Raw genomic sequence first — 12,157 nt, forward strand, 5'->3', positions numbered from 1 at the left:
CCACGTCTCGCGCTCTATCCGGCGCCGGCACCGTGTGCGAGGGCGGCCGCGGTCCACCAGTTCATGAAGCCGTTGCGGCGGGTGGTCGTCGAGTCGGTACGGGTCTGGGTCTGGGACTTGATCTGGTTCATCGTAATCCTCGTCTGAACGGATGCCGCTGGAGGAGATAAAACTTATCAATTTTCTTAACAATAGCTGTTGTAACAGACGTCTCATCCAGTCATAGTGTTTGTTGTGACTGTTTGCCGCTGGTTCGTCGTCCCGTTCCGGCGAACCAGCGGCATTGACTCACAACAAACACTATCAGCACGTCAATCCCGTTCGATGCGTTCGACGACGACCCAGTCCGCGCTCACGTCCTCGGCGAGTGCGTTCTCGCCACCGACGGTCACCGTGCCGTGTTCGGTGTCGAGGATGAGCGTCGCCTGTGCGGCCAGTTGGACGAGAGAAGGGGCGTCGGTTCCGTCGCCATCGCCGTCGTGACCGACGTAATCGACGTCGACGACGGTGCCGGAGACGCTTCGGTGTCGTCCGGTCTGGACGCTGTACCCCTCGACGCGGACGTGGACCGTAGCGCCGTCGTGGACGAGTGTTTCGAGGTAGCGGACGGCGTCGGTTATCGTGACGAACGGAATCGGCGGGGTATCCTGTGGGTCGGCGTGGACCGGTTCGTACACCTCCCAGCAACTGGTGAGGAAGAACCAGTGGAAGACGAACGCCGTCGCGCGGTCGTCGACGAGGACGCCGTACTCGTCTATCGACCGGCCCTTCGGGGAGAAACTCACGCGCTGGCGGTCGGTGAGGACGAGAAACGGTTTCGGGAAACTGAGCCGACGCACCTCGGTACAGACGCCCTCGAACGCCTCGGCGGCGGGGACGGTTTCGTCAGCGGGAGCGTACAACGACACCTGGACGTAGACGCCGCGGTCGTACGCCGATTCGAGCACGTCACGCATCTCTCGGTACTGGTCGACCGAGACCACGGCCTGGACGTGTCGCTCGGCCCGCTCGATGTCGCGCACTGCCTGTCCGAAGACCGTGTCGAACTGCGTGACGAGCGTGACGTCGCTCTCGCGGGCCGCGGGCGTTCGATACCGGTCTTCGATTTCGTCGAGCGCGGATTCGAGTCGGGTGAGTCGCTCGCGGAGCGGTCGGAGTTCGCTTGGCTCGACCGCCTCCGCGTAGAGGCGGTCCTGTTCGTACGTCGTGACGTAGCCTGCCGCTTCGAGGTCGCGGAGGACGTCGTAGATGCGTGGACGAGGGACGCCACTCGTCTCGGCGAGGTCGCCGGCCGACACTGACCCGGCCGAGAGCAGCGTGACGTACGCCTCCGCCTGGTACGGTGAGAGCCCCGCCTCTTCGAGTATCGCGGTGAGTTCGTCGCGCTCCATACGGAGTGGTCACTGCAAGAGCACGTATGCGTACCGCCGGTCGAACGTGTCGAAAACGGAGACTCAGCGGACGGTGAGCGTCTCGCCGCAGTCGGGACAGACGAGTCGACGGTGGCCGTCGCCGTGCTCGACGTGCCACTCGTCGGTGGATGCCTCACGGCCACAGGGACAGAACAGGACCGTCTTCGGTCGGTCGGCTGCGGACGCGGAGGTGGAGGGCGAACGGCGACAGTGACTGGTCCGAGTGGGGGGACGTTCGAGGGTCGGTGCTGATGTCATCATCGGAGGGGAGCGGAGCCGCCGGTATAAGCCTTCTTGCTCGGCTCTCAAACCTGAATACAAGTTCGGGACAGACTACAGCATCCGCGAGAGGAACTGCTTCGCCCGCTCGGTCTCGGGGTCCTCGAAGAACTTCTCGGGCGGCGCGGTCTCGACGATTTTCCCGTCGGCCATCAGGACGATACGGTCGCCCACTTCGCGGGCGAAGCCCATCTCGTGGGTGACGACCATCATCGTCATCCCCTCCGCTGCGAGGTCGCGCATGACACCGAGCACCTCGCCGACGAGTTCGGGGTCGAGCGCGCTCGTCACCTCGTCGAACAGCATCACCCGCGGGTCCATCGCGAGCGCACGGGCGATGGCGACGCGCTGTTGCTGGCCGCCGGAGAGCTGGTTCGGGTACGACGCCTTCTGGTTGCCGAGGCCGACCCGGTCGAGAAGTCGGTCGGCCCGCTCACGGGCGGTGGTTTTGTCGACCCCGCGGACCTTCCTTGGCGCGAGCGTGACGTTCTCGAGCGCCGTCTTGTGCGGGAAGAGGTTGAACGACTGGAACACCATGCCGATGCGCTGCCGGAGGCGGTCGATGTCGGCGTCGGGTGCGGAGATGGACTGTCCCTCCAGCCGAATCTCTCCGCCCTGTATCTCCTCTAATCGGTTCGCACACCGGAGCAAGGTGGACTTGCCCGACCCCGAAGGGCCGATGACGACGGTGACGTCGCCCTCGTCGATGTCGAGCGAGACGTCTTTGAGGACGTGCGTCTCGCCGAAGTACTTGTCCACCGAGTCGAACTCCAAGAGCACGCCGGGAGAGCTCATCGGCCGTCACCTCCCCAGTCAGAGCGGTCTTCGAGGGAGCTGACGACGTACCCCAGCGGGAGGGTGATGCCGAGATACGCGACCGCCGTCAGCACGATGGGCGTCCACGGGTCGAACGTGGCGCTGTTGACACTCCGAAAGACGCTGATTATCTCCGGGACGGCGATGACCGTGAGGAGTGAGGTGTCCTTCACCAGGATGACCTGGTCGTTGCCGATGGCGGCCAGCGCGTTGCGCCACGCCTGCGGCAGGACGACCTCACGCATCCCCTGGGTGTACGACATCCCGAGCGAGCGGGCCGCCTCCAGTTGGCCGTCGGGGACGGCACCGATGCCGCCCCGGATGGCCTCACCGGTGTACGCGGCGTGGTTGAGTGTCAACGCGATGATCGCCGCCGGGAGCTCCCAGTTCTGGATGGGGAACGTCCCCGTCCACAGCGCCGGGATGCCGAAGTAGACGATGATGATCTGGAAGAGCAGCGGCGTCCCCCGGAAGAACTGGACGTACCCCTTCGCGACTGTGCCGGTCGGGAAGGTGTCCGAAACGCGCATGAAGCCGACGAACACGCCCGCGAACACCGACAGGACGCTCCCCGCGACGAATATCTGGAGCACGAGGAGGTACGCGTCGACGAACCGGGGGAAGATGGTCACCAGCAGGTCGAAGCTCACCTTCGCGTAGACGATGTACCCGATGAGCCCGACCACGACGAGCGTGAAGACGCTCGACACCGCGATTCCGGCGTACTTCAGCGTGCGGTCGTTGATCGCCGACTCGTCGACCCGGTCTTCGGCCGGGCGCGAGTCGGTCGGGTATGATTCAGCCATTGATACTGTGTGATAGTATGACGTGAAAAAGTGCAGTGCTTCCGATGTCAGCCGGCGAAGTAGCTGGAGTAGATCTCCTCGTACGTGCCGTTCTCGCGGATGGCTGCGAGCGCCTCGTTGACCCGCTCGCGGAAGGCTTCGTCGTCCTCACGGAAGGCGATGCCGTAGTTCTCCACGGTGAGGGTGAGGTACGGCGGCGCGTTTTCGCCCTGGTCGGCCGCGGCACCCTCGCCCTCGACGAAGCGGACGCCGTCTTGGTTCTGGACGAACTCGCCGTTGACGGTGTTGTCGTTGATGACGGCGTCGACCTGTCCGTTCATGAGCGCGTCGAACGCGCCCGTGATCTGGTCGTACTCCTTCAGCTGGAGGTCGCCGTCGAACTCCGTCTGCAGTTGCTCGGCCGCGCCGAGGCCGGTCGTCCCCTTCTGGACGCCGACGGCGATTCCGCGCAGGTCCTCTCGCGACGTGATGTCGGAGTCCTCGCGGACGATGATGGTCTGGTACGCCGTGAAGTACGGGTCCGAGAAGTCGACCTCCTGGTCGCGCTCCTCGTTGATGGTCATCGCCGACATGATGACGCGGAAGTTCCCGTTGTTCAGCGAGGGGATGATGGTGTCGAAGGAGGTCTTCTTGAACTCGTAGCTGACGCCGAGTTGCTCCTCGAAGATGGCCTGGGCGATCTCGACGTCGAACCCCTTCAGCTCGCCCGCAGCCGTCTCGTACTCGAACGGCCGGTAGGGGATGTCCGAGCCGATGACGACGTTCGAGGGGACGACCGACTCCGCCGTCTCCGCGGCGGTCTCCTCGCCGCCGTCACTTCCACCGGACTCGGTCCCGCTGGCTGCGGCGTCGCCGCTCTCGCCGCTGCTGTCTCCACCGCTACTCTCGGAGCCACTGCCGTTGCCACTGCCACTGCCGCCGGTACAGCCGGCGAGGCCGACGCCGGCGACCGCAGCGGAACTGATTTTCAGATACTCACGTCGATCCATGTTCAACCGCAAGCGACGGCACACATTTAACACTTATTAGACGCGGTTGGATGCCTCTCACGGGAGTAATCCGCGGTCGGACTGTACAATCGACTAGTTATCCGGCGAAAAGCGGGGCCTTCAGTCGCCCGAGACGCCCCGGGACTCCTGTCGGACGGGGGTGTCCTGACGGCGGAGTGCCCAGACGACGGCACCGACGAGGAGGCTGACGAGGACGAACAACACGGTGTTGGTCGCCCGCCACGCGGGCGTGTAGAAGACGAGGTCACGTCCGAGCAAGAGCGCGCCGAACGTCGCCCCGAGCGCGGCGACGATGGGAACTCGAAGCCGAGACGCGGGTGTCTCGCCGAGCCACACGGTCGCCGCGACCAGCGCCGCGAAGAGCGCGAGCGACACGCCGTAGAACCCGGCCTGTGCGGCGGGCGAGTACGACACCGCGGTGAAGACCCGCGAGAGGACGACGGAGACCGGGACGAGTCCCAGGGCGACGATGCTCGCGAGGCGGGCCCGGTCGAGCGCCGGTCGGGTCCACGTCGTCGAGTAGGCCCGGAGCGTCGTCAGCACCAGCGCCGTGAAGATGGTGAGCGCGACGACCAGGTGTGCACCCTGCGTCGACGGCGCGTAGCCGCCGGGGATGAGGCCGTTCAGCGTGACGGTGACAGCGCCGATCGACACCTGCAGGGGGAGGAGGACGACGGCCAGGATGGCGGTCGTCTTCGTCTTCAGGTCGTCACCCGAGAACGCCCAGAGGGCGGTCCCGAGGATGAAGAAGCCGGCGACCATCGCGACGAGGCGGTGGAACCACTCGATGAACGAGGGAATCGTCTGTGGGAGGAGGCCGTTGTCACACAGCGGCCACTGCGCGGAACAGGCCAGTCCCGAACCTGTCGCGGCGGTGTAGACGCCGAGCATCATGAGCGACAACACGAGGCCCGTGGTGAACGCCGCAAACCGCCGGAACGACAGCCACGAGGGGCGATACTGGCTCATCATACGAGGGTCGGGACCGTTCGTACTTATGCCTGACTCTGTGTCTCGCCGGGGGAGAACGCACCCTGACCTGCAGCGGACCGCCCGATTCATTACACGCGGGTCACGACCCGTGGCCATGACGACCGAGGCCGACCGCGACACCAAACTCCGACGACTCGACGAGTACCTGCGGGCGAACGACTGCGAAGCCGTCTGGTTCGCACAGCCGGCCTCGTTCGCCTGGCTCACCGGTGGCGGCGACAACGTCGTCGACCGGGCGGCCTCCCAGGGCGTCGGGGCCGTCGGCTACGACGGCGGCGACCTGCGCGTCGTGACCGACGACATCGAGGCGGCTCGGCTCGCCGAGGAGGAACTCCCCGACGACGTCGAGGTGGAGTCGTACGAGTGGTTCTCGGGGTCGCTCGCGGACGCCCTGGCGGCGCGGTCGCCGACGCCCGCGGCCGCCGACGTCCCGGTCGCCGGCTTCGAGACGGTCGACCCCACGCCGCTGCGACAGCCACTGACCGACGCCGATATCGACACCTATCGAGCGCTCGGTCACGAGGCCGCCACGGCGGTCGAGCGCGTCTGCCGCGAACTCGAACCCGACGACACCGAGCGGGAGGTCGCGACGGCGCTCCGCGTCGCCCTCGGTGCGAGGGGAATCGAATCGCCCGTCGCCCTCGTCGGCGGGGCCGAGCGCGCGACGCAGTACCGCCACTACACCCCGACCGAGGCGCGGCTGGGCGACTACGCGCTTGTCTCGGTCACCGCCGAGCGCGACGGCCTCCACGCGAGTTTTACCCGGACCGTCGCGTTCGACCCGCCCGAGTGGATGATGGACCGTCACACCGCCGCGGCTCGCGTGGAGACGTCCGCGCTCAAGGCGACGCAGGTCGCCGCCACGAGCAACGGCCGCGCCGGGAACGTCTTCGCCGACGTCCAGGACGCCTACGCCGAGGTCGGCTGGGACGGCGAGTGGCGCAACCACCACCAGGGCGGCGCGGCGGGCTTCGCGGGTCGTGAGTGGATTGCCGCGCCCAACCACGAGGCACGAGTGTACGCACCGATGGCGTACGCGTGGAACCCGACGGTGCAGGGCGCAAAGAGCGAGGACACGGTCCTCGTCACCGAGGACGGGTTCGAGACGCTGACGGAGACGGGCGAGTGGCCGACGCTTGAAGTCGACTCGGCCTGGGGCACCACGAGTCTCGAACGACACGACGTCCTCTGGGAGTGAGCGTTCGACGGTCGTCGAAGTGCAAAATCGACAGACAGGAGTATCTATTTACGTATCGGGGTTAACGTCCGCGTCATGGGATTAGACGACGATTCACGGGAGTATCACCGGCAAGAACCACCGGGGAAAATCGAGATTGCGACGACCAAACCGACCAACACGCAGCGTGACCTCTCGCTCGCGTACTCGCCGGGTGTCGCGGCTCCGTGTCTCGACATCGACGCCGACGCGAACCGAGCGTACGAGTACACGGCGAAGGGGAACCTCGTCGGCGTCATCTCGAACGGCTCGGCCGTGCTCGGGCTGGGCGACATCGGTGCACAGGCGTCGAAACCCGTCATGGAGGGGAAGGGCGTCCTGTTCAAGCGCTTCGCCGACATCGACGTGTTCGACGTCGAACTGGACCTGTCGGACCCCGAGGATATGGTCAACGCGGTGTCGGCGATGGAGCCGACGTTCGGCGGCATCAACCTCGAGGACATCAAGGCCCCCGAGTGTTTCGAGATCGAGCGCCGCCTCAGAGAGGAGATGTCCATTCCCGTGTTCCACGACGACCAGCACGGCACCGCAATCATCTCGGGTGCCGCGCTGGTGAACGCGGCGGAACTCGTCGACAAGGAGCTCTCGGACCTCGACATCGTCTTCTCCGGTGCGGGAGCGTCGGCCATCGCGACCGCCCGGTTCTACGAGTCGCTCGGGGCGAGCCACGAGAACATCCTGATGTGCGACTCGACGGGTATCATCACCACCGCGCGGGCGGACGACGTCAACGAGTTCAAGCGCGAGTACGCACAGGACGTCCCCGACGGTGACCTCGCGGACGCCCTGGAGGGTGCGGACGTCTTCGTCGGGCTCTCCGTGGGCGGCATCGTCTCCCAGGAGATGGTCCAGTCGATGGCGGACAACCCCGTCGTGTTCGCGATGGCGAACCCCGACCCCGAGATCACCTACGAGGACGCCAAGGACGCGAGGGACGACACCGTCATCATGGCGACCGGTCGCTCGGACTACCCCAACCAGGTGAACAACGTGCTCGGGTTCCCGTTCATCTTCCGTGGCGCACTCGACGTGAGAGCGACGGAGATCAACGAGGAGATGAAGCTCGCGGCCGCCCGCGCGCTGGCAGAGCTTGCTCGCCAAGACGTGCCCGACGCGGTCGTCAAGGCGTACGGCGACGAGCCGCTGCAGTTCGGCCCCGAGTACGTCATCCCCAAGCCGCTGGACCCGCGGGTGCTGTTCGAGGTCGCACCGGCGGTCGCCGAGGCGGCCATCGAATCCGGCGCGGCGCGGACCGAACTGGACAAACAGCAGTACGTCGAACGGCTGGAGGCGCGCCTCGGCAAGTCCCGCGAGATGATGCGCGTCGTCCTCAACAAGGCGAAGTCCGACCCGAAGGTCGTCGCCCTCGCGGAGGGGACCGACGAGAAGATGATCCGGGCGGCTTACCAGCTGGAAGAGCAGGGCATCGCCCGGCCGGTTCTCATCGGCCGCGAGGAGCGTATCCAGCGGACGGCACAGCGGCTCGGTCTGGAGTTCGAGCCGGCCGTCGCCGACCCGCGGAGCGGTGACTGGGAGCACTACGCGGACCGGCTGTACGACCTCCGCCAGCGCAAGGGACTCACGCGGTCGGAGGCGGGCGAGCTCATCCGCCGTGACAGCAACTACTTCGCGAGCGTGATGGTCGAAGAAGGCGACGCCGACGCGATGCTGACCGGTCTGACCCACCACTACCCCTCGGCGCTCCGCCCACCGCTGCAGGTCATCGGGACCGCCGAGGACGCCGACTACGCCGCCGGGGTGTACATGCTCACCTTCCGCAACCGGGTCATCTTCGCCGCCGACACGACGGTGAACCTCGACCCGACGGCGGAGGTCCTCGCGGAGATCACGAAGCACACCGCCGAGTTGGCCCGACGGTTCAACGTCGAACCGAGCGCCGCGTTGCTGTCGTACTCGAACTTCGGCTCCGTCGACAACGAGGGGACCCGCAAGCCGCGTGACGCCGTGCAGATGCTCCACGACGACCCCGAGGTCGACTTCCCGGTCGACGGGGAGATGCAGGCCGACACCGCCGTCGTCGAAGACATCCTGGAGGCGACGTACGACTTCGCCGAACTCGACGACCCGGCGAACGTCCTCGTCTTCCCCAACCTGGAGGCGGGCAACATCGGCTACAAGCTCCTCCAGCGCCTCGGCGGCGCGGAGGCCATCGGCCCGATGCTCGTCGGCATGGCGAAGCCGGTCCACGTCCTCCAGCGCGGCGACGAGGTGAAAGACATCGTCAACCTCGCGGGTGTGGCCGTCGTCGACGCACAGGGCGAGTAGTCGCGCGTCGGTCCCGGTTCTGCCGGGCGAAACCGAGCGCTGCGCGGAGAGGGCGCGACGACCCAGTCGCCTGCCCCGCCGCGTAAATATCGTTGTTTTGAAACGTTTTTGGAGAGAACAGCCGCGCATGACCGACGGGCTTCTCGAGCGGTTCGACCGGACTCGTGTGGCGTGGTGGGGCGTCGTCGCCGTCCTCGGCGTCGTGTTGGCGGTGTTCGTCCTCTCGTTCGTCGGTACGGTCGTCCTCGGCGTGTTCGTCTACTACGGCGTCCGCCCGCTTCACCGCCGCGTTCACGCCCGTATCGGGCATCGTGGCGGGGCGGCCACGCTAACGATGCTGTTCGTAGTCCTCCCCGCGGTTGCGCTGGTCGGCTACACGGGCGTCGTCGCCGTCCGCGAGTTCGTCCTCGTCGCGGGGCCGGGGGTGACCGACGCCGTGCTCACCCGGCTCCCCGGCGACCCACAGCGCATCGGTGTCGTGCTCCGGTCGCCGGCCGGGGTGCTGGCGGAACTCGAGCAACCCGCACGGCTCCGCGCCCAGGTACGACCCGTCGTCTCGGCGCTGGAGGCCGCGGGCACCGGCCTGCTCCACCTGACACTCGCGCTCGCGCTGGCGTTCTTCCTCCTGCGCGACGGACCGCAGTTGACCGCCTGGTTCCGCAGCGAACTGGTCACGGCCGGCGGCGTCGCCGACGCCTACGCCACGGCCGTCGACGCCGACCTGGAGACGGTCTACGTCGGGAACGTCATCACGGTGCTCGCGGTGACCGTCGCGGCCGTCGTCGTCTACAACGGGTTCGGACTGGTCGCACCCGCACCGCTCCGACTGCCGGTCCCGACGCTGCTTGCGTTGTTGACCGGGCTGGCGACGTTCGTGCCGCTCGTCGTCGGGAAACTCGTCTACGTCCCCGTAACCGGGTATCTGCTCTGGCTCGCAACGCGGGCGACGGGTGGGGTGGAACTGCTCCCGTGGGTCGGCGGCTTCCTCGGCTGTTGTTTCGTCGTCCTCGACGTCGTCCCGCAGACGTTCGTCCGTCCGTACGTCTCGGGACAGACGCTCCACTCGGGGCTCGTGCTCTTCGCGTACGTCTTCGGCGCGGCGCTGTTCGGCTGGTACGGGCTGTTCCTCGGGCCGCTCGTCGCCGTGTTCGTCGTCCAGGCGGCGGCCATCGTGCTCCCCGAACTCGTCCGCGGGAACGCCCTGACGACGGCGGCGACGACCTCGGTCGGTACCGACCCGGAGGCCGCCCAGCCCGACGACGTGGCGTGTCAGACGTGTGAAGACGAGTGAACCGGAGAGCCGGGGTGAACCGAAGAGACGACGACACGGTCCGCGGAGGGCGGCGAGGGGCCGCCGAGTGTCACCGCGACACGTCGACCACCTGCAGGTCGTCGCCGACCGTGAGCGAGAGCGTGTCGTCGCCGGCCGAGAAGGTAAAACACGCCTCGAACGGTGCTGTCGAGCGGACCTCCTCCTCGTAGGTCATGTGGACGCGGTCGACGGCCGCGATGGACGCGCGAGCGGGCGCAACCGGGTCGAGGCCGCGTTCGGTGAGGAACGCCAGAAGGGCCGTATTCGCGACGAGTTTCAGGACGAACGGCCCGTGGAGGTCGTTGATACAGTTCGGACAGTCCGCGTGGAACTGGACGGCGTGGCGGTTCCCACACGCCGCACAGACGTCCGCTGCGGCGTGGTCCTCGCAGACGGTCACCGACTCGTCGAGCGCGGCCGAACACCGCGAACAGACCCCGCTGGCCTCCGAGAGGAACTCGAGGTTGGCCCAGGTCCACGCGGCCTCGTACACCTCCGCGGCCGTCCGCCCGTGGACGCCTGCGGGGGGCAGCGGCAGGCTTCCGAGGTACCCTTCGGCGGGCGCGTCGGAGACACTGGTCGGCGGGTGGTCTCGACCGGGACAGTCGGTACAGTACTTCAGGACCCGGTCCTGACGGTAGCTCACCTCGATAGGCGCGCCGCAGTAGTGACACCGCTGGTCGATTCGCGTGCGTTCGACCACAGGTGCGTCGGTCACGGCTCCTGAGAGGACGGCCTCCACCACCCGCCGGCCCGCCTGCCGGAGCTCGTAGCCGGCGTCCGTCTTGCCGACGAAGTGGCCCACCAGTTCCCCGAGATGGTAGTTGAACCGCCCCGAGTCGTCGACGTCGACCCGGTCGAACAGCGCCGAGAACGCGAGTGGGCCGTCGGCCGCGCCGAGCGCCTGGAGGATGTTCAGCCGCGTCTCGTTCCCGAGCGTGGCGAACGCCTCGTCGGGTGAGGGTGTCGACCGCTCCCGGTCCGCTGCCGTCATGGGGCGACAGTGTCGGCCCCAACGGTTTCAAGATTCCCCCCGCGCCGAGGACGCGCCGAACCCTGCCGACGTCGACGGGCCGGACTCGGCCGGCCACGTTACGCGCCCCCGGGGTCGACTCCGCAGGGTGGCGAGTGGGAGCCGTCGTCAGCGCGCTCCCGACGGCAGGGCGCGACCGACACACTGCAGGGATGTCTTGATGTCTCTCATCGCCGTCGGCGTAGCTGATGCTCGCGCTCTCGCTCTCGCTGACGGTCGTCTTCGTCGTCTTCGGTATCGTCGTCCTCGGTGGGTTCGTCACCGGGGTCAACGGCTTCGGCTACTCCGTCATCGGGACGGGACTGCTCGCACTCGTCGTCGAACCGCGGGTGGCCGTCGTCGTGATGATTCTCCCGATTCTCGCAGCGAACGTCTCGCTCGTCCGCGAACTCGACCGGGCGGGGCTGAAGCGCTGTGCGAAGCGCTTCTGGCCGTTCGTCGCGGCGGCGCTCGTCGGAACCATCGTCGGCATGAGCGTCCTGTCGCGCGTGCCGAGAGGGCCGCTGACGCTCGCACTCGGCCTCTTCGTCTTCGGATATCTCGCGTTGACCCAAGACCGCGTCCCACTGCCCGGCGAGGGGTGGGTCCGAACCCGCGTCTCCGACACCGTCGGGGTGAAACTCCTCCTCGGCCTCGTCTCGGGGCTGGTCTTCGGCGCGTCGAACGTCGGCGTGCAGGTCGTCGCCTATCTGAAGAGCCTCGACCTCGACCACGCGACGTTCGTGGGCGTCGTCGCGATGGTCTTCCTCGGCATCTCGTCCGTCAGGGTCGTCGCCGCCGGCGTGCTGGGGCTGTACGAAGGTGGCGGACTGCTGGCGCTCTCGGCCGTCGCTGCCGTGCCGGGGCTCGCCGGCGTCTCACTGGGCAAGCGTGTCCGCCCGCGACTCGCCCGGCGGACGCGGCGGACCGGGATGTTCCTCCTGCTCGCGGTCATCGGCGTCCGCCTCGTGACGAACGGTCTCGGACTCTGAGG

The 12,157-nt window shown here is 67.3% G+C and carries 11 protein-coding genes; 4 read left to right on the forward strand and 7 right to left on the reverse strand.

Annotated elements, in window-relative coordinates; translation table 11 throughout:
• Positions 1–311 precede the first annotated feature (311 nt).
• From E6N53_RS10690 to E6N53_RS10715, 6 genes are all read right to left on the reverse strand, one after another.
• Positions 312–1,391: a TrmB family transcriptional regulator gene (locus E6N53_RS10690; protein WP_142859136.1), complete on the reverse strand. Its 1,080-nt coding sequence runs from the start codon at positions 1,389–1,391 to the stop codon at positions 312–314.
• A gap of 63 nt (positions 1,392–1,454) precedes the next feature.
• Positions 1,455–1,670: a DUF8106 domain-containing protein gene (locus E6N53_RS10695; RefSeq protein ID WP_142859139.1), complete on the reverse strand. Its 216-nt coding sequence runs from the start codon at positions 1,668–1,670 to the stop codon at positions 1,455–1,457.
• Positions 1,671–1,745: 75 nt separating this feature from the next.
• Positions 1,746–2,486 carry an amino acid ABC transporter ATP-binding protein gene (locus tag E6N53_RS10700; protein WP_142859141.1) on the reverse strand — a complete coding sequence of 247 codons (741 nt, stop codon included), beginning with the start codon at positions 2,484–2,486 and terminating at the stop codon, positions 1,746–1,748.
• On the reverse strand, positions 2,483–3,313 hold the full coding sequence (locus E6N53_RS10705; RefSeq protein ID WP_142859143.1) for an amino acid ABC transporter permease: 831 nt from the start codon (positions 3,311–3,313) through the stop codon (positions 2,483–2,485). The genes E6N53_RS10700 and E6N53_RS10705 overlap by 4 nt, the downstream gene beginning before the upstream one ends.
• Positions 3,314–3,360: 47 nt before the next feature.
• On the reverse strand, positions 3,361–4,302 hold the full coding sequence (locus E6N53_RS10710; protein ID WP_142859145.1) for a basic amino acid ABC transporter substrate-binding protein: 942 nt from the start codon (positions 4,300–4,302) through the stop codon (positions 3,361–3,363).
• 120 nt (positions 4,303–4,422) lie between these two features.
• Positions 4,423–5,292 carry a COX15/CtaA family protein gene (locus E6N53_RS10715; RefSeq protein ID WP_236639644.1) on the reverse strand — a complete coding sequence of 290 codons (870 nt, stop codon included), beginning with the start codon at positions 5,290–5,292 and terminating at the stop codon, positions 4,423–4,425.
• A 118-nt stretch (positions 5,293–5,410) separates the two neighbouring features.
• Here E6N53_RS10715 and E6N53_RS10720 point away from each other — a divergent pair, with 118 nt between their 5' ends.
• From E6N53_RS10720 to E6N53_RS10730, 3 genes are all read left to right on the forward strand, one after another.
• Positions 5,411–6,514: a M24 family metallopeptidase gene (locus tag E6N53_RS10720; RefSeq protein WP_142859147.1), complete on the forward strand. Its 1,104-nt coding sequence runs from the start codon at positions 5,411–5,413 to the stop codon at positions 6,512–6,514.
• A gap of 75 nt (positions 6,515–6,589) precedes the next feature.
• Positions 6,590–8,839 (forward strand): NADP-dependent malic enzyme, encoded by a 2,250-nt coding sequence (locus tag E6N53_RS10725; RefSeq protein ID WP_142859150.1) that lies wholly within the window; start codon positions 6,590–6,592, stop codon positions 8,837–8,839.
• Between the two features lie 127 nt (positions 8,840–8,966).
• Positions 8,967–10,130, forward strand: coding sequence for an AI-2E family transporter (locus E6N53_RS10730; protein ID WP_142859152.1), 1,164 nt, complete (start codon positions 8,967–8,969; stop codon positions 10,128–10,130).
• Between the two features lie 70 nt (positions 10,131–10,200).
• Here the strand turns inward: E6N53_RS10730 and E6N53_RS10735 are convergent, their stop codons facing one another.
• Entirely contained in the window at positions 10,201–11,145 is a 945-nt protein-coding gene (locus tag E6N53_RS10735; RefSeq protein WP_142859154.1) for a winged helix-turn-helix domain-containing protein, read from the reverse strand.
• A gap of 227 nt (positions 11,146–11,372) precedes the next feature.
• Here E6N53_RS10735 and E6N53_RS10740 point away from each other — a divergent pair, with 227 nt between their 5' ends.
• Positions 11,373–12,155, forward strand: a complete 783-nt coding sequence (locus E6N53_RS10740; RefSeq protein ID WP_142859157.1) for a TSUP family transporter — start codon at positions 11,373–11,375, stop codon at positions 12,153–12,155.
• Positions 12,156–12,157 lie beyond the last annotated feature (2 nt).

This window comes from Salinigranum halophilum (genome assembly GCF_007004735.1).
Lineage (GTDB): Archaea > Halobacteriota > Halobacteria > Halobacteriales > Haloferacaceae > Salinigranum > Salinigranum halophilum.

Bases quoted from the DNA above. Each gene is read 5' to 3' on its own strand.
- E6N53_RS10690 (WP_142859136.1), bottom strand. From the start codon at position 1,391: ATGGAGCGCGACGAACTCACCGCGATACTCGAAGAGGCGGGGCTCTCA.
- E6N53_RS10695 (WP_142859139.1), bottom strand. From the start codon at position 1,670: ATGACATCAGCACCGACCCTCGAACGTCCCCCCACTCGGACCAGTCAC.
- E6N53_RS10700 (WP_142859141.1), bottom strand. From the start codon at position 2,486: ATGAGCTCTCCCGGCGTGCTCTTGGAGTTCGACTCGGTGGACAAGTAC.
- E6N53_RS10705 (WP_142859143.1), bottom strand. From the start codon at position 3,313: ATGGCTGAATCATACCCGACCGACTCGCGCCCGGCCGAAGACCGGGTC.
- E6N53_RS10710 (WP_142859145.1), bottom strand. From the start codon at position 4,302: ATGGATCGACGTGAGTATCTGAAAATCAGTTCCGCTGCGGTCGCCGGC.
- E6N53_RS10715 (WP_236639644.1), bottom strand. From the start codon at position 5,292: ATGAGCCAGTATCGCCCCTCGTGGCTGTCGTTCCGGCGGTTTGCGGCG.
- E6N53_RS10720 (WP_142859147.1), top strand. From the start codon at position 5,411: ATGACGACCGAGGCCGACCGCGACACCAAACTCCGACGACTCGACGAG.
- E6N53_RS10725 (WP_142859150.1), top strand. From the start codon at position 6,590: ATGGGATTAGACGACGATTCACGGGAGTATCACCGGCAAGAACCACCG.
- E6N53_RS10730 (WP_142859152.1), top strand. From the start codon at position 8,967: ATGACCGACGGGCTTCTCGAGCGGTTCGACCGGACTCGTGTGGCGTGG.
- E6N53_RS10735 (WP_142859154.1), bottom strand. From the start codon at position 11,145: ATGACGGCAGCGGACCGGGAGCGGTCGACACCCTCACCCGACGAGGCG.
- E6N53_RS10740 (WP_142859157.1), top strand. From the start codon at position 11,373: ATGCTCGCGCTCTCGCTCTCGCTGACGGTCGTCTTCGTCGTCTTCGGT.